This window comes from Pseudomonas sp. A125, from assembly GCF_055409485.1.
The window spans coordinates 19,546-35,066 of the sequence record NZ_JBUZVP010000016.1; the positions used below are offsets into that span (position 1 = coordinate 19,546).

General features: G+C 54.7%; 29 protein-coding genes. All 29 read left to right on the forward strand.

The features are described from left to right. Positions 1-98: 98 nt before the first annotated feature. The 29 genes from rpsJ to ACZRN6_RS21260 all read left to right on the forward strand — a co-directional run bounded on the left by rpsJ (position 99) and on the right by ACZRN6_RS21260 (position 15,496). Positions 99-410 (forward strand): 30S ribosomal protein S10, encoded by a 312-nt coding sequence (gene rpsJ / locus ACZRN6_RS21120; RefSeq protein ID WP_003210084.1) that lies wholly within the window; start codon positions 99-101, stop codon positions 408-410. 81 nt (positions 411-491) lie between these two features. After that, positions 492-1,127 carry a 50S ribosomal protein L3 gene (gene rplC / locus ACZRN6_RS21125; protein ID WP_003194649.1) on the forward strand — a complete coding sequence of 212 codons (636 nt, stop codon included), beginning with the start codon at positions 492-494 and terminating at the stop codon, positions 1,125-1,127. 12 nt (positions 1,128-1,139) lie between these two features. Beyond that, positions 1,140-1,742, forward strand: a complete 603-nt coding sequence (gene rplD / locus ACZRN6_RS21130; protein WP_003210082.1) for a 50S ribosomal protein L4 — start codon at positions 1,140-1,142, stop codon at positions 1,740-1,742. Beyond that, the gene (gene rplW / locus ACZRN6_RS21135) at positions 1,739-2,038 is read left to right on the forward strand and encodes a 50S ribosomal protein L23 (protein ID WP_002555488.1); all 300 of its coding nucleotides are present in this window, start codon (positions 1,739-1,741) and stop codon (positions 2,036-2,038) included. The genes rplD and rplW overlap by 4 nt, the downstream gene beginning before the upstream one ends. 14 nt (positions 2,039-2,052) lie before the next feature. After that, complete coding sequence (gene rplB, locus ACZRN6_RS21140) at positions 2,053-2,877, forward strand: 50S ribosomal protein L2 (protein WP_032884535.1); 825 nt, start codon at positions 2,053-2,055, stop codon at positions 2,875-2,877. Between the two features lie 16 nt (positions 2,878-2,893). Then, positions 2,894-3,169: a 30S ribosomal protein S19 gene (rpsS, locus tag ACZRN6_RS21145; protein ID WP_003232420.1), complete on the forward strand. Its 276-nt coding sequence runs from the start codon at positions 2,894-2,896 to the stop codon at positions 3,167-3,169. Between the two features lie 13 nt (positions 3,170-3,182). After that, the gene (rplV, locus tag ACZRN6_RS21150) at positions 3,183-3,515 is read left to right on the forward strand and encodes a 50S ribosomal protein L22 (RefSeq protein ID WP_003210077.1); all 333 of its coding nucleotides are present in this window, start codon (positions 3,183-3,185) and stop codon (positions 3,513-3,515) included. Between the two features lie 13 nt (positions 3,516-3,528). Further along, the gene (rpsC, locus tag ACZRN6_RS21155) at positions 3,529-4,215 is read left to right on the forward strand and encodes a 30S ribosomal protein S3 (protein WP_003176422.1); all 687 of its coding nucleotides are present in this window, start codon (positions 3,529-3,531) and stop codon (positions 4,213-4,215) included. Positions 4,216-4,227: 12 nt separating this feature from the next. After that, complete coding sequence (gene rplP / locus ACZRN6_RS21160; RefSeq protein ID WP_045057467.1) at positions 4,228-4,641, forward strand: 50S ribosomal protein L16; 414 nt, start codon at positions 4,228-4,230, stop codon at positions 4,639-4,641. Next, positions 4,641-4,832, forward strand: coding sequence for a 50S ribosomal protein L29 (rpmC, locus tag ACZRN6_RS21165; protein WP_008030901.1), 192 nt, complete (start codon positions 4,641-4,643; stop codon positions 4,830-4,832). Before rplP ends, rpmC begins: the two co-directional genes overlap by 1 nt. Before the next feature lie 2 nt (positions 4,833-4,834). Continuing rightward, complete coding sequence (rpsQ, locus tag ACZRN6_RS21170; RefSeq protein ID WP_003176419.1) at positions 4,835-5,101, forward strand: 30S ribosomal protein S17; 267 nt, start codon at positions 4,835-4,837, stop codon at positions 5,099-5,101. Positions 5,102-5,124: 23 nt separating this feature from the next. Next, positions 5,125-5,493 (forward strand): 50S ribosomal protein L14, encoded by a 369-nt coding sequence (rplN, locus tag ACZRN6_RS21175; protein ID WP_002555479.1) that lies wholly within the window; start codon positions 5,125-5,127, stop codon positions 5,491-5,493. 11 nt (positions 5,494-5,504) lie between these two features. Then, positions 5,505-5,819, forward strand: a complete 315-nt coding sequence (gene rplX / locus ACZRN6_RS21180; protein WP_003176416.1) for a 50S ribosomal protein L24 — start codon at positions 5,505-5,507, stop codon at positions 5,817-5,819. A 20-nt stretch (positions 5,820-5,839) separates the two neighbouring features. Next, complete coding sequence (rplE, locus tag ACZRN6_RS21185; RefSeq protein ID WP_003176415.1) at positions 5,840-6,379, forward strand: 50S ribosomal protein L5; 540 nt, start codon at positions 5,840-5,842, stop codon at positions 6,377-6,379. A gap of 13 nt (positions 6,380-6,392) precedes the next feature. After that, positions 6,393-6,698 carry a 30S ribosomal protein S14 gene (gene rpsN / locus ACZRN6_RS21190; RefSeq protein WP_003176414.1) on the forward strand — a complete coding sequence of 102 codons (306 nt, stop codon included), beginning with the start codon at positions 6,393-6,395 and terminating at the stop codon, positions 6,696-6,698. A 208-nt stretch (positions 6,699-6,906) separates the two neighbouring features. Continuing rightward, complete coding sequence (gene rpsH, locus ACZRN6_RS21195; protein ID WP_003186040.1) at positions 6,907-7,299, forward strand: 30S ribosomal protein S8; 393 nt, start codon at positions 6,907-6,909, stop codon at positions 7,297-7,299. A 12-nt stretch (positions 7,300-7,311) separates the two neighbouring features. Next, complete coding sequence (gene rplF, locus ACZRN6_RS21200; protein ID WP_003176412.1) at positions 7,312-7,845, forward strand: 50S ribosomal protein L6; 534 nt, start codon at positions 7,312-7,314, stop codon at positions 7,843-7,845. A gap of 10 nt (positions 7,846-7,855) precedes the next feature. Continuing rightward, positions 7,856-8,206 carry a 50S ribosomal protein L18 gene (gene rplR / locus ACZRN6_RS21205; RefSeq protein WP_003186037.1) on the forward strand — a complete coding sequence of 117 codons (351 nt, stop codon included), beginning with the start codon at positions 7,856-7,858 and terminating at the stop codon, positions 8,204-8,206. Positions 8,207-8,209: 3 nt separating this feature from the next. Next, on the forward strand, positions 8,210-8,710 hold the full coding sequence (gene rpsE / locus ACZRN6_RS21210) for a 30S ribosomal protein S5 (protein ID WP_003186035.1): 501 nt from the start codon (positions 8,210-8,212) through the stop codon (positions 8,708-8,710). A gap of 2 nt (positions 8,711-8,712) precedes the next feature. After that, positions 8,713-8,889: a 50S ribosomal protein L30 gene (rpmD, locus tag ACZRN6_RS21215; RefSeq protein ID WP_003186033.1), complete on the forward strand. Its 177-nt coding sequence runs from the start codon at positions 8,713-8,715 to the stop codon at positions 8,887-8,889. 3 nt (positions 8,890-8,892) lie between these two features. Further along, on the forward strand, positions 8,893-9,330 hold the full coding sequence (gene rplO / locus ACZRN6_RS21220) for a 50S ribosomal protein L15 (RefSeq protein WP_003210066.1): 438 nt from the start codon (positions 8,893-8,895) through the stop codon (positions 9,328-9,330). Then, a complete protein-coding gene (gene secY, locus ACZRN6_RS21225) occupies positions 9,331-10,659 on the forward strand; it encodes a preprotein translocase subunit SecY (protein ID WP_003210064.1) in 1,329 nt (442 codons plus the stop codon). 27 nt (positions 10,660-10,686) lie between these two features. After that, a complete protein-coding gene (gene rpmJ / locus ACZRN6_RS21230) occupies positions 10,687-10,803 on the forward strand; it encodes a 50S ribosomal protein L36 (RefSeq protein WP_002555468.1) in 117 nt (38 codons plus the stop codon). Between the two features lie 129 nt (positions 10,804-10,932). Continuing rightward, a complete protein-coding gene (gene rpsM / locus ACZRN6_RS21235; RefSeq protein ID WP_003210063.1) occupies positions 10,933-11,289 on the forward strand; it encodes a 30S ribosomal protein S13 in 357 nt (118 codons plus the stop codon). 30 nt (positions 11,290-11,319) lie between these two features. Further along, positions 11,320-11,709, forward strand: coding sequence for a 30S ribosomal protein S11 (rpsK, locus tag ACZRN6_RS21240; protein WP_002555466.1), 390 nt, complete (start codon positions 11,320-11,322; stop codon positions 11,707-11,709). An 18-nt stretch (positions 11,710-11,727) separates the two neighbouring features. After that, positions 11,728-12,348 (forward strand): 30S ribosomal protein S4, encoded by a 621-nt coding sequence (gene rpsD / locus ACZRN6_RS21245; RefSeq protein WP_003210056.1) that lies wholly within the window; start codon positions 11,728-11,730, stop codon positions 12,346-12,348. Positions 12,349-12,370: 22 nt separating this feature from the next. Beyond that, positions 12,371-13,372 (forward strand): DNA-directed RNA polymerase subunit alpha, encoded by a 1,002-nt coding sequence (locus tag ACZRN6_RS21250; RefSeq protein WP_003176403.1) that lies wholly within the window; start codon positions 12,371-12,373, stop codon positions 13,370-13,372. A 41-nt stretch (positions 13,373-13,413) separates the two neighbouring features. Further along, positions 13,414-13,800 carry a 50S ribosomal protein L17 gene (gene rplQ, locus ACZRN6_RS21255; RefSeq protein WP_003210053.1) on the forward strand — a complete coding sequence of 129 codons (387 nt, stop codon included), beginning with the start codon at positions 13,414-13,416 and terminating at the stop codon, positions 13,798-13,800. Between the two features lie 247 nt (positions 13,801-14,047). Continuing rightward, positions 14,048-15,496 (forward strand): catalase, encoded by a 1,449-nt coding sequence (locus ACZRN6_RS21260; RefSeq protein ID WP_464008771.1) that lies wholly within the window; start codon positions 14,048-14,050, stop codon positions 15,494-15,496. Positions 15,497-15,521: the final 25 nt, after the last annotated feature.

The window sequence follows — 15,521 nt, forward strand, 5'->3', positions numbered from 1 at the left end:
TATTGAGTTGACACCCATATGGGGCGTCTATAGAATTGCGCCTCCTTTTAACGGGCGTGTTGCGCTCGCTGGGAATAGCAGCCGGAGTCTGAAATCCAATGGCAAATCAGCAAATTCGTATCAGGTTGAAGGCTTTTGACCACAAACTGATCGACCAATCCACCCAGGAAATCGTGGAAACCGCGAAACGTACTGGTGCTCAAGTGCGTGGTCCAATTCCACTGCCTACCCGTAAAGAACGGTTCACCGTTCTGGTCTCCCCGCACGTCAACAAAGACGCGCGTGACCAGTACGAGATCCGTACTCATAAGCGCGTGCTGGACATCGTCCTGCCAACGGATAAAACCGTTGATGCACTTATGAAGCTTGATCTGGCGGCCGGTGTGGAAGTACAGATCAGCCTCGGCTAAGACTTGGGTCTTAGTCGTGTAACGCTCTGAAATGGGCGGCCATAGCGGGTGAAAGCCCCGTACACTCATGAGGTTTACAACATGACTATTGGTGTAGTCGGTCGTAAATGCGGTATGACCCGTATTTTCACCGAAGAAGGTGTCTCCATTCCGGTCACGGTCATTGAGATCGAACCGAATCGCGTCACCCAGTTTAAAACTGAAGAAACCGATGGCTATCGTGCAGTGCAAGTCACTGTCGGCGAGCGTCGTGCTTCGCGTGTGACTGCTGCTCAAGCAGGTCACTTCGCTAAAGCAAACGTTGCAGCTGGTCGTACTGTCATGGAGTTCCGTCTCGAAGACGGCGACTACCAGGCTGGCGATCTGATCAACGCTGAAATCTTCGCCGCTGGTCAACTGGTTGATGTAACCGGTCAGTCCAAGGGTAAAGGCTTCCAGGGTACGATCAAGCGTTGGAATTTCCGTGGCCAAGACAACACTCACGGTAACTCCGTTTCCCACCGCGTCCCGGGCTCTATTGGCCAGTGCCAGACTCCTGGTCGTGTATTCAAGGGCAAAAAAATGTCCGGTCATATGGGCGCTGAGCGCGTGACCGTGCAGTCCCTCGAAGTAGTGCGCGTCGACGCTGAACGCAATCTGTTGTTGGTCAAGGGTGCTGTTCCTGGCGCTACTGGCGGCAACCTGGTTGTACGTCCAGCGGCCAAGGCTCGCGGTTAAGGGGAAGCTGACATGCAATTAAATGTAAATGACGCTCAAGCGATCGAAGTTTCCGAACTGACATTTGGCGGCGAATTCAACGAGACGCTGGTTCACCAAGCAGTCGTGGCCTACATGGCCGGCGGCCGTCAAGGTAGCAAGCAGCAAAAGACCCGTTCCGACGTTCGTGGTGGCGGTAAGCGCCCTTGGCGTCAGAAAGGTACTGGCCGCGCTCGTGCCGGTACTATCCGTAGCCCAATCTGGCGTGGCGGCGGTACCACTTTCGCAGCACGTCCACAGGATCACACCCAGAAGCTCAACAAGAAGATGTATCGCGCAGCACTGCGCTCCATCCTTGCTGAACTCGTGCGTACTGATCGTCTGGTCGTGGTTCAGGACTTTGCTGTTGAAGCGCCGAAAACCAAAGATCTGCTGAACAAGCTGAACGGCATGGGCCTGACTGACGTCCTGATCGTGTCCGAAGCTGTTGATCAGAACCTGTACCTGGCTGCTCGCAACCTGCCACACGTCGATGTACGTGACGTGCAAGGTTCCGATCCAGTTAGTCTGATCGCATACGACAAGGTGTTGATCACCGTGTCGGCCGTGAAGAAATTCGAGGAGCTGCTGGGATGAACCAGGAACGCGTATTTAAAGTTCTGCTTGGCCCGCACGTTTCCGAAAAGGCTACGGTTCTGGCTGACAAGAAAGGCCAGTTCGTTTTCAAGGTTGCAACTGACGCAACCAAGCTGGAAATCAAGAAGGCCGTCGAAAGCCTGTTCAGCGTGAAAGTAGAGCGTGTTACTACCCTGAATGTTCTGGGTAAGAGCAAGCGCACTGCTCGCGGTCTGGGCAAGCGTAATGACTGGAAGAAGGCAGTTATCTCCCTTCAGCCAGGCCAAGATCTCGATTTCAGCAGCAGTGCTGAGTAAGGAAGGGGTGCATCATGGCAATCGTTAAATGCAAACCGACTTCCCCTGGCCGCCGTTTTGTGGTCAAGGTGGTCAACCAGGAGCTGCATAAAGGCGCTCCTCACGCACCGCTGCTCGAGAAGAAATCGAAGACTGGTGGTCGTAACAACAATGGTCGCATTACCACTCGTCACATCGGTGGTGGCCATAAGCAGCATTATCGTCTGGTCGACTTCCGTCGCAACGACAAAGATGGCATCACTGCCACTGTCGAGCGTATCGAATACGATCCAAACCGTACTGCTCACATCGCTCTGCTGCTGTACGCAGATGGCGAGCGTCGCTACATCATCGCCCCTAAAGGCGTGAGTGCTGGTGACCAGCTGATCGCAGGTGCCTTGGCACCGATCAAGCCGGGCAACGCTCTGCAACTGCGCAACATTCCAGTTGGTAGCACCGTACACGGCATCGAATTGAAGCCGGGTAAAGGCGCGCAAATCGCTCGTTCCGCTGGTGCTTCGGCTCAGCTGATCGCTCGTGAAGGTGTCTATGTGACCCTGCGTCTGCGCTCTGGTGAAATGCGTAAAGTACTGGCTGAGTGCCGTGCGACCCTGGGCGAAGTCTCGAACTCCGAGCACAGCCTGCGTTCGCTGGGTAAAGCTGGTGCCAAACGCTGGCGTGGCGTTCGCCCAACCGTTCGTGGTGTTGCCATGAACCCGGTTGACCACCCACACGGTGGTGGTGAAGGTCGTACCTCTGGTGGTCGTCATCCGGTATCGCCATGGGGCTTCCCGACTAAGGGCGCGAAGACTCGTGGTAATAAGCGTACCGACAAAATGATCGTCCGTCGTCGCAAGTAAATAGAGGGATACGACAGTGCCACGTTCTCTGAAAAAAGGTCCTTTTATTGATCTTCACCTACTGAAGAAGATCGAAGTGGCGGCGGAAAAGAACGATCGCAAACCGGTGAAAACCTGGTCGCGTCGTTCGATGATCCTGCCACAAATGGTCGGCTTGACCATTGCAGTGCATAACGGTCGCCTACATGTTCCAGTTCTCGTGAACGAAGACATGGTCGGCCACAAACTAGGCGAGTTTGCCGGTACCCGCACATATCGTGGGCACGTGGCAGACAAGAAAGCCAAGCGTTAAGGGGTAAGGAACGATGGAAGTAGCCGCTAAGTTGTCGGGCGCTCGAATCTCCGCCCAGAAAGCCCGCTTGGTCGCCGACCAGATCCGCGGGAAGAAGGTGGGCGAAGCGCTCAACCTGTTGGCTTTCAGCAGTAAGAAAGCCGCCGAGATCATCAAGAAAGTGCTGGAGTCGGCCGTAGCCAACGCCGAGCATAACGAAGGCGCAGACGTTGATGACCTTAAGGTCAGCACCGTTTTCGTCAACGAAGGGCGTTCGCTGAAGCGCATCATGCCTCGTGCCAAAGGCCGAGCTGATCGCATCGTCAAGCGGTCTTGCCATATCACTGTCAAGGTTGCTGACAAGTAACGGAGTCGAAGAGATGGGTCAGAAAGTACATCCCATTGGCATTCGCCTGGGAATCGTCAAGGAGCACACCTCCGTCTGGTACGCAGACGGTCGGACTTATGCGGACTACTTGTTCGCTGATCTGAAGGTGCGTGAGTATCTCCAAGACAAACTAAAAAGCGCGTCCGTGAGCCGTATCGATATCCATCGTCCTGCTCAAACTGCACGTATCACCATCCACACCGCTCGTCCAGGTATCGTTATCGGGAAGAAAGGTGAAGATGTTGAGAAACTGCGTCAGGACCTGACCAAGCAAATGGGTGTGCCTGTGCACATCAATATCGAAGAGATCCGCAAGCCGGAGCTCGACGGTATGCTGGTTGCGCAGAGCGTAGCTCAGCAGCTGGAGCGTCGCGTAATGTTCCGTCGCGCTATGAAGCGCGCCGTACAGAACGCCATGCGCATTGGTGCCAAAGGCATCAAAATCCAAGTGAGCGGTCGTCTCGGCGGTGCTGAAATCGCACGTACTGAATGGTATCGCGAAGGTCGTGTGCCACTGCACACCCTGCGTGCCGACATCGACTATGCCAACTACGAAGCTCACACCACTTACGGTGTGATCGGTGTAAAGGTTTGGATCTTCAAAGGCGAAGTAATTGGTGGTCGCCAAGAAGAACTGAAACCACAAGCACCAGCGCCTCGTAAAAAAGCTGCTAAGTAAGGGGTACGCCAAATGTTGCAACCAAAGCGTACGAAGTTCCGCAAGCAGATGACAGGCCACAACCGTGGTCTGGCTCAGCGCGGTAGCAAAGTCAGCTTCGGCGAATATGCGCTGAAGTCTGTAGCTCGTGGTCGTCTCACCGCTCGTCAGATCGAGTCAGCGCGTCGTGCACTGACCCGTCACGTTAAACGTGGCGGCAAGATCTGGATCCGTGTATTCCCGGACAAGCCTATTTCCAAAAAGCCCCTCGAAGTTCGTATGGGTAAAGGTAAGGGTAGTGTGGAGTACTGGGTTGCCCAGATTCAGCCAGGTAAAGTCCTGTATGAAATCGAGGGTGTAACTGAAGAGCTGGCGCGTGAGGCTTTTGCCCTGGCTGCTGCAAAGCTGCCGCTCGCCACCGCCTTTGTTAAACGGACGGTGATGTGATGAAAGCGAATGAACTTCGTGAAAAAGACGCGCCGCAGCTTAACGAGCAACTGCTCGGCCTGCTGCGCGACCAGTTCAATCTGCGTATGCAGAAAGCAACTGGCCAGTTGGGGCAGTCTCACCTGCTCCGGCAAGTTAAGCGTGACATCGCTCGCGTGAAGACTGTGCTCAAACAGCAGGCAGGTAAGTAATCATGGCTGAAGCCGAAAAAACCGTCCGTACGCTGACTGGCCGTGTTGTCAGCGACAAAATGGACAAGACCATCACCGTTCTGATCGAGCGTCGCGTAAAGCACCCGATCTACGGTAAATACGTTAAGCGTTCGACTAAGCTGCACGCGCACGACGAAACCAATCAGTGCCACATCGGCGACAAAGTCACTATTCGTGAAACTCGTCCGCTGGCCAAGACCAAGTCTTGGGCACTGGTTGATGTTCTCGAACGCGCTGTGGAAGTCTAAGGACTAGGGGTCGGAGAAATTATATGATTCAGACTCAATCCATGCTCGATGTGGCCGATAACAGCGGCGCACGCCGCGTTATGTGCATCAAGGTGCTGGGTGGCTCCCATCGTCGTTACGCTGGTATCGGTGACATCATCAAAGTTACCGTGAAGGAAGCAATTCCTCGCGGTAAAGTGAAAAAAGGCCAAGTGATGACTGCTGTTGTAGTCCGCACTCGTCACGGCGTACGTCGTGCTGATGGCTCCATTATCCGCTTTGATGGCAACGCTGCTGTTCTTCTGAACAACAAGCAAGAGCCGATCGGCACCCGTATCTTTGGGCCAGTGACCCGTGAACTTCGTACTGAGAAGTTCATGAAGATCGTCTCGCTCGCCCCAGAAGTGCTGTAAGGAGATCCGACATGCAAAAGATTCGTCGTGACGACGAGATCATCGTGATCGCCGGCAAAGACAAAGGTAAGCGCGGTAAGGTGCTTAAGGTTCTCGCCAATAACCGTCTGGTTATCGGTGGTCTGAACCTGGTTAAGCGTCATACCAAGCCTAACCCGATGTCGGGCGTACAAGGCGGTATCGTCGAAAAAGAAGCTCCACTGGACGCTTCTAACGTCGCCATTTTCAACGGCGAAACCAACAAGGCTGATCGCGTTGGTTTCAAAGTAGAAGACGGCAAGAAAATTCGTGTCTTCAAGTCGACCCAAAAAGCGGTTGATGCTTGAACACTGCTAGGTAGAAGACCATGGCACGACTAAAAGAGATTTACTGGAAGGAAATCGCACCGAAGCTTAAGGAAGAACTTAAGCTTTCGAACGTGATGGAAGTTCCACGCGTTACAAAAATCACCCTGAACATGGGTCTGGGCGAAGCAGTCGGTGACAAAAAAGTCATCGAGCACGCTGTTGCCGACCTGGAAAAGATCACCGGTCAAAAAGTCGTTGTGACTTACGCTCGGAAATCCATCGCTGGCTTTAAAGTCCGTGAAGGTTGGCCGATCGGCGTCAAAGTGACTCTGCGCCGTGAGCGTATGTACGAATTCCTGGATCGTCTGCTGTCGATCTCCCTGCCTCGGGTCCGCGACTTCCGCGGCCTGAATGCCAAGTCCTTCGATGGTCGTGGTAACTACAGCATGGGCGTTAAAGAGCAGATCATCTTCCCGGAAATCGACTACGACAAGATCGATGCTCTCCGCGGTCTGGACATCACCCTGACCACCACTGCCAAGAACGATGATGAAGGCCGCGCTCTGCTGCGTGCGTTCAAATTCCCGTTCCGCAACTGATTGGAGTAGGACCATGGCCAAGATGAGCATGAAAAACCGCGAGCTGAAACGTCAGCTCACGGTTGCCAAGTACGCCAAGAAGCGTGCAGCACTGAAAGCAATCATCGTTGATCTGAACGCAAGTCCAGAAGCACGTTGGGAAGCGACAGTTGCTCTGCAGAAGCAGCCACGTGACGCAAGCGCTTCGCGCATGCGTAACCGCTGCCGCCTGACCGGTCGTCCACACGGCGTTTACCGCAAGTTCGGCCTCGGCCGTAACAAACTGCGTGAAGCGGCAATGCGTGGTGACGTACCAGGTCTGGTTAAAGCCAGCTGGTAAGTACTTTCGAAGTCTCGGTGGCCAGGATCGCAAGATACTGACCGCCGGTGGCCTAGAATCTGGAACAAGCCCCTTTTGGGGCTTGTTTCATTTCCGGAGTGTGTCTAAAATACGCGGCTCGCCTGAGCCCGTGTGTTTTGTGCTCGGAGATTCTCGGCGAAACGTAATGGCCGCAAGGCTAATTTTTTTGTATTAGGAGCGTCTAGCCATGAGTATGCAGGACCCGTTAGCGGACATGCTAACTCGTATCCGTAATGCCCAGATGGCTGAAAAGTCCGTCGTAAGCATGCCATCTTCCACGTTGAAGGTAGCTGTTGCCAAAGTCCTGAAAGACGAAGGCTACATTGCGGGTTATCAGATCAGCAGCGAAATCAAACCACTGCTGTCCATCGAGCTGAAGTACTTCGAAGGCCGTCCGGTCATCGAAGAAGTGAAGCGCGTTAGCCGTCCAGGCCTGCGTCAGTACAAGTCCGTCGATGATCTGCCAAAAGTTCGTGGCGGTCTCGGTGTGTCTATCGTCTCCACCAACAAAGGTGTGATGACGGATCGTGCTGCGCGCGCTGCCGGTGTCGGCGGCGAAGTTCTTTGCACTGTGTTCTAAGGGGGGATAAGCATGTCACGCGTCGCTAAGAACCCCGTTAAGCTGCCAGCCGGTGTCGAAGTAAAATTCGCAGGCCAACAGCTTTCGGTGAAGGGTGCCAAGGGCACTCTGGAACTGAACATCCATTCGTCCGTTGAGATCGTTGAAGAAGCTGGTGAGCTGCGTTTCGCTGCTCGCAATGGCGATCAACAAACTCGCGCAATGGCCGGTACCACTCGTGCGTTGGTAAACAACATGGTCCAAGGCGTAAGCCAAGGCTTCGAGCGTAAGCTCCAGCTGGTCGGTGTTGGTTACAAAGCGCAAGCAAAAGGCACGGTTCTGAACCTGGCCCTTGGCTTCTCGCACCCAGTGGATTACGAACTGCCGGAAGGCATCACCGCTGAGACCCCAAGCCAAACCGATATCCTGATCAAGGGTATTGATAAGCAGCTGGTAGGTCAGGTGGCCGCTGAGATCCGCGACTTCCGTCCACCAGAGCCGTACAAAGGCAAAGGTGTGCGCTACGCGGACGAAGTCGTCCGTCGTAAAGAAGCCAAGAAGAAGTAGGGCATAGCAAATGACCGACAAAAAAGTTACTCGACTGCGTCGCGCTCGCAAAGCACGCCTGAAAATGCACGAACTCGAAGTCGTGCGTCTCTGCGTGTTCCGCTCGTCGCAGCACATCTACGCCCAGGTCATCTCGGCCGACGGCAACAAAGTCCTGGCAAGCGCCTCGACTTTGGATAAAGAACTGCGTGATGGTGCCACTGGCAACATCGACGCGGCCACAAAGGTTGGCCAGCTGGTCGCTACGCGTGCTAAGGCCGCTGGCGTCTCGCAAGTGGCTTTCGACCGCTCTGGCTTCAAGTACCACGGCCGCGTGAAAGCGCTGGCTGATGCTGCTCGTGAAGCTGGGCTGGAGTTCTAAGTTATGTCAAATAACGACCAAAAGCGCGACGAAGGCTACATTGAGAAGCTGGTTCAAGTTAACCGCGTAGCCAAAACCGTTAAAGGCGGCCGTATCTTCACTTTCACCGCGTTGACCGTGGTTGGTGATGGTAAAGGGCGCGTTGGCTTCGGCCGTGGCAAGTCACGTGAAGTGCCTGCCGCGATCCAGAAGGCAATGGAAGCTGCTCGTCGCAACATGATCCAAGTTGATCTGAACGGCACCACGCTGCAGTACGCAATGAAGTCCGCTCACGGCGCTTCGAAGGTGTACATGCAGCCTGCTTCTGAAGGTACCGGTATCATCGCTGGCGGCGCTATGCGTGCTGTCCTCGAAGTTGCTGGCGTTCAGAACGTTCTGGCCAAGTGCTACGGCTCGACTAACCCGGTAAACGTGGTTCACGCCACTTTCAAAGGTTTGAAGGCTATGCAGTCTCCTGAATCCATTGCCGCCAAGCGTGGCAAAAGCGTCAAGGAGATCTTCTGATCATGGCTACCGTAAAAGTAACGCTGATCAAAAGCATGACCGGCCGCATCCCTAACCACAAATTGTGCGTTAAGGGTTTGGGTCTGCGTCGCATCGGTCACACTGTAGAAGTACTTGATACTCCCGAGAATCGCGGGATGATCAACAAGGCTTACTACATGCTGCGTGTCGAGGGTTAATCGATGAAACTCAATGATCTGAGTCCAGCGCCGGGTTCCCGTCGCGAAAAGCATCGTCCGGGCCGTGGTATCGGTAGTGGTTTGGGCAAGACCGGTGGCCGTGGCCACAAAGGTCAGTCTTCCCGCTCCGGTGGCACCATCGCTCCAGGCTTTGAAGGCGGTCAACAGCCGCTGCATCGTCGCCTGCCGAAGTTCGGTTTCGTTTCCCTGAAAGCCATGGACCGCGCAGAAGTGCGTCTGTCCGAGCTGGCCAAAGTGGAAGGCGACATCGTTACCGTGCAGACCCTGAAAGATGCCAACGTGATCAACGTCAACGTACAGCGTGTGAAAATCATGCTGTCCGGTGAAGTGACTCGCGCTGTCACTATCGGCAAGGGAATCGGCGCCACCAAAGGTGCGCGTTCGGCTATCGAAGCAGCTGGCGGCAAGTTCGAGGAATAAATGGCTAAGCAAGGTGCTCTCTCAGCGCTCGGCAAAGGCGGTATGTCTGAACTTTGGGCTCGTCTGCGTTTTCTGTTCCTGGCGATTATCGTCTACCGAATAGGCGCACACATCCCGGTTCCAGGTATCAACCCGGACCGACTCGCAGACCTGTTTCGACAGAATGAGGGGACCATTCTTAGCTTGTTCAACATGTTTTCCGGCGGCGCGCTGGAACGGATGAGCATCTTTGCACTGGGGATCATGCCGTATATCTCGGCATCGATCATCATGCAACTGATGACCGCCGTCAGCCCGCAGTTGGAGCAGTTGAAGAAGGAAGGTGAAGCTGGCCGTCGCAAGATAAGCCAGTACACCCGCTACGGCACTGTCATCCTCGCCCTGGTTCAAGCTATCGGCATGTCCGTTGGCCTGGCCGGGCAGGGTGTTGCGTTCACTGGTGACTTTGGCTTCCATTTCGTCGCGGTATCCACGTTTGTGGCTGGTGCGATGTTCATGATGTGGCTGGGTGAGCAGATTACTGAGCGTGGTGTTGGTAACGGTATCTCGATGTTGATTTTCGCAGGTATCGTTGCCGGTCTTCCGAGAGCGATTGGGCAGTCTTTCGAGTCTGCACGTCAGGGTGATATTAATATCTTCGCCCTGGTTGCCATCGGTTTGTTGGCAGTAGCGATTATCGGTTTTGTGGTGTTCATTGAGCGTGGCCAGCGTCGTATTGCTGTTCACTACGCCAAGCGTCAGCAGGGCCGTAAGGTCTTTGCTGCGCAGACCAGCCACTTGCCGCTGAAAGTGAACATGGCCGGGGTTATTCCTGCCATTTTCGCGAGCAGCATTTTGCTGTTTCCGGCTTCGTTGGGTGCCTGGTTCGGTCAGTCTGAAGGTATGGGCTGGTTGCAGGACATCTCGCAGTCGATCGCTCCTGGTCAGCCGTTGAATATTCTGCTGTTTAGTGCAGGGATTATTTTCTTCTGCTTCTTCTATACGGCGTTGATGTTCAATCCGAAAGACGTAGCGGAAAACCTGAAGAAGTCCGGTGCCTTTATTCCGGGTATCCGTCCAGGTGAGCAGTCTGCGCGCTACATTGATGGCGTTCTGACTCGCTTGACCATGTTCGGTGCTCTATATATGACGGCCGTGTGCCTGTTGCCCCAGTTCCTGGTGGTTGCAGCAAACGTTCCGTTCTACCTTGGCGGGACCTCGTTGCTGATCGTCGTCGTGGTTGTGATGGACTTCATGTCCCAAGTACAATCGCACCTCGTTTCGCACCAGTACGAATCCCTGATGAAGAAAGCCAACCTGAAGGGTTACGGCAGCGGCATGTTGCGCTGAGTACCCATAAGGTTCGAGGAGTTGGTGATGAAAGTTCGTGCATCGGTGAAAAAGCTGTGCCGTAACTGCAAAATTATTCGCCGCGAAGGTGTTGTTCGAGTAATTTGCAGCGCGGAACCGCGTCACAAACAGCGCCAAGGCTGAGTGTGATCCGCTTGAAGCCCGGCAGCTAGTGCGCTGCCGGGTTGATTATTTGTTATTACAGCGATATTATCTCGCGCCCTATTTCTTGGCTTCCGGGGCGTAGGTAGCTGTCAATTGGAGTCCCACTGAATGGCCCGTATTGCAGGCGTTAACATTCCAGATAACAAGCACACTGTTATCTCGCTGACCTACATCTATGGTGTTGGTCGCACTACTGCGCAGAAAATTTGCGCAGACACTGGGGTAAACCCAGCCGCAAAGATCAAAGATCTGAGCGACGAGCAGATTGAGCTGTTGCGTGGCGAAGTGGCGAAGTTCACCACTGAAGGTGACCTGCGTCGCGAAATCAACATGAAAATCAAGCGTTTGATGGACCTCGGTTGCTACCGTGGTCTGCGTCATCGTCGTGGTCTTCCAGTACGCGGTCAGCGTACCAAGACTAACGCGCGTACCCGTAAAGGTCCGCGTAAGCCGATCCGCAAGTAATCGCCCACGCGAATCGACAGGAAATTAATCATGGCAAAACCTGCTGCTCGTCCTCGTAAAAAAGTTAAAAAGACAGTGGTTGATGGCATCGCCCACATCCATGCATCTTTTAACAACACAATCGTGACCATCACCGACCGTCAAGGTAACGCGCTTTCTTGGGCTACCTCCGGTGGTTCGGGTTTCCGCGGTTCTCGCAAGTCCACCCCGTTTGCTGCTCAAGTAGCTGCTGAACGTGCTGGTCAAGCTGCGCTGGAATATGGCCTGAAAAACCTCGACGTCAACGTCAAAGGTCCAGGTCCAGGTCGTGAGTCTGCTGTCCGTGCTTTGAACGGCTGTGGCTATAAGATCGCCAGCATCACCGACGTGACGCCAATCCCGCACAACGGGTGCCGTCCGCCGAAGAAGCGCCGCGTGTAATCCAGGAGATTGTAAAGAATGGCTCGTTACATTGGTCCAAAATGCAAACTCGCTCGTCGTGAAGGCACCGATCTCTTTCTGAAGAGCGGCGTGCGCGCGATCGAATCGAAGTGCAACATTGAAGCAGCACCTGGCATCCACGGCCAACGCCGCGGTCGCCAGTCCGATTACGGCACCCAACTGCGTGAAAAGCAGAAGGTCCGTCGTATTTACGGCGTTCTCGAGCGTCAGTTCAGCGGCTACTACAAAGAAGCTGCTGGCAAGAAAGGTGCAACCGGTGAAAACCTGCTGCAACTGCTCGAATGCCGTCTGGACAACGTTGTATACCGTATGGGCTTTGGTTCGACTCGTGCCGAATCCCGTCAGCTGGTATCGCACAAATCCGTCAGCGTAAACGGCCAAACCGTTAACGTCCCGTCGTACCAGGTTCGTGCTGGTGACGTGGTCGCGATTCGCGAGAAAGCAAAAAATCAACTTCGCATTGTCCAAGCTCTCGATCTGTGTGCCCAACGTGGCCGCGTAGAATGGGTAGAAGTAGACACTGAGAAGAAGTCGGGCGTTTTCAAGAACGTTCCTGCTCGCAGTGATCTGTCCGCCGACATCAACGAAAGCCTGATTGTCGAGCTCTACTCCAAGTAAGGGCTAGAAAATAGGTGCATCCATGCAGATTTCGGTAAATGAGTTCCTGACACCCCGTCACATTGATGTGCAGGTTGTCAGTCCAACCCGCGCCAAGATCACTCTCGAGCCTCTCGAGCGTGGTTTTGGCCACACCCTGGGCAACGCGCTGCGCCGCATCCTGTTGTCCTCAATGCCCGGCTGTGCAGTAGTCGAGGCCGAGATTGACGGTGTGCTCCACGAGTACAGCGCCATCGAAGGTGTACAGGAAGACGTAATTGAAATCCTGTTGAACCTTAAAGGTCTGGCTATCAAGCTGCACGGCCGTGACGAAGTTACGCTGACCTTGTCGAAGAAGGGTTCGGGGGTGGTTACCGCTGCCGATATTCAGCTGGATCATGATGTCGAGATCGTTAATCCCGATCACGTAATCGCTAACCTGGCGTCTAACGGCGCCCTGAACATGAAGCTCACCGTAGCTCGTGGTCGTGGTTATGAACCGGCCGACTCGCGTCAGAGCGATGAAGATGAAAGCCGCAGCATTGGTCGCTTGCAGCTTGACTCTTCGTTCAGCCCGGTTCGCCGTATCGCATACGTGGTGGAAAACGCCCGTGTCGAACAGCGTACTAACCTGGACAAGCTGGTTATTGATCTGGAAACCAACGGTACTCTGGACCCTGAAGAGGCTATCCGCCGCGCTGCAACCATTCTGCAACAGCAGTTGGCTGCGTTCGTCGACCTCAAGGGTGACAGCGAACCAGTGGTAATCGAGCAGGAAGACGAGATCGATCCGATCCTGCTTCGCCCGGTTGACGATCTGGAACTGACTGTACGTTCGGCTAACTGCCTTAAGGCGGAAAACATTTACTACATCGGCGATCTGATTCAGCGCACCGAAGTAGAACTGTTGAAGACTCCGAACCTAGGCAAGAAATCCTTGACTGAAATCAAGGACGTTCTGGCCTCCCGCGGTCTGTCCCTCGGCATGCGCCTCGACAACTGGCCGCCTGCAAGTCTTAAGAAGGACGACAAGGCGACTGCCTGATCGTCGTAATCACCGAACGTGAGTTTGGTAAGGAATGAACCATGCGTCATCGTAAAAGTGGTCGTCACCTGAGCCGTACCAGCTCGCACCGTAAGGCTATGTTCCAGAACATGGCGGTGTCGCTGTTCGAGCACGAGCTGATCAAAACTACACTGCCGAAAGCTAAAGAACTGCGTCGCGTTGCTGAGCCGCTGATCACTTTGGCCAAGACAGACAGCCTGGCTAACCGCCGTCTGGCTTTCGACCGTACTCGTTCGAAAGCTATCGTTGGTAAGCTCTTCAACGACCTGGGCAAGCGTTACGCTACCCGTGAGGGTGGCTACCTGCGCATCCTCAAGTGCGGTTTCCGCGCTGGTGACAACGCGCCTATGGCGTACGTTGAGCTGATCGATCGTCCAGTTGGCGGTGAAGCTGTATCCGCTGAGTAAGACGTCAGTCTGTAACGAAGAACCGGGCCTAGTGCCCGGTTTTTTGTGCGCGTTAGAAAACCGGAAACACCCCGGCCAAACACGTCTCAACTCATAAAACTGTCATGGCTATCTGTTTGGATGGTTCGTTAGTTAAATTCTATTGAAGCTCATGATTTAATGAATTTGATGGTGACACCTTACTGGTCAATACTCCCCCCAGGCCGATTAGCCGGCAGTTCCATGACTGACCTGAGGAAGATTGAGCATGAGCCAGAATAAAACCCTTACGACCGCCAGCGGCGCTCCCGTTGCCGACAACCAGAACTCCCGTTCTGCCGGCCCGCGTGGGCCGTTGCTGCTCGACGATTTCCACCTGATCGAGAAGCTTGCCCACTTCAACCGCGAAAACATTCCTGAGCGTCGCGTGCACGCCAAAGGTTCGGGGGCTTTCGGTACCTTTACCGTCACTCAAGACATCACGCAGTACTCCAGCGCCAAGCTGTTTGAGTCCGTGGGTAAACAAACCCCGACGTTCCTGCGCTTCTCCACCGTGGGCGGTGAGCGTGGTTCGGCTGATACCGAACGCGACCCACGTGGTTTCGCGTTGAAGTTCTACACCGAAGAAGGCAACTGGGACATCGTTGGCAACAACACCCCGGTGTTCTTCATCCGTGACCCGCTCAAGTTCCCGGATTTTATCCACACCCAAAAGCGTCTGCCGCAAAGTAACCTGAAAAGTGCGCAGATGATGTGGGACTTCTGGTCGCACTCCCCCGAGGCGCTGCACCAGGTCACCATTCTGTTCTCGGACCGTGGCATCCCGGACGGTTACCGTCACATGCACGGCTTCGGCAGCCACACCTATAGCCTGATCAACGCCCGCGGCGAGCGGCACTGGGTTAAGTGGCACTACAAGACCAAGCAAGGCATCAAGAACCTGGCGCCGGCTGACGCTGCACGCCTGGCGGGTACTGACCCTGATTACGCCCAACGTGATCTGTTCGGTGCTATTGAGCGCGGTGACTTCCCGAAATGGCGCGTGTGCATACAGATCATGACTGAAGCCCAGGCCAACGCTCACTACGAGAACCCGTTCGACGTGACCAAGACTTGGTCGCAGAAAGAGTTCCCGCTGATTGAAGTGGGTGAGTTGGAACTGAACCGTAACCCGATGAACTACTTCGCTGAAGTTGAGCAGGCGGCTTTCGGTCCAAGCAACATGGTTCCAGGTGTGGGCTTGTCGCCAGACCGCATGCTGCAAGGTCGTGTGTTTGCGTACGCTGATGCCCACCGCTACCGTGTAGGCACCAACCACCAGCACCTGCCGGTGAACGCGCCACGCAGCCCGGTCAACAGCTACCAGCGTGACGGTTCGATGGCATTCGGCACTAATGGCGGTGCGGCTCCCAACTACGAGCCAAACAGCTACGCTGACGCACCGAAGCAGGCTCCTCAGTACGCTGAACCGGCATTGGCACTGAGCGGCGCGGCTGATCGCTATGATCACCGCGAAGACACCGACTACTACAGCCACGCCGGTGCGCTGTTCCGCCTGATGAGCGATGAGCAGAAAGCCCTGCTGATCAACAACATCGCCGGCGCCATGGCAGGTGTTTCCAGTGATGTGGTGCAGCGCCAGTTGCAGTACTTCTTCAAGGCAGATCCTGCTTATGGAGAAGGGATCGCATCTGCACTGGGTGTATCGCTTAACTAACTCTAAACGATAAGCAGAACCGCCC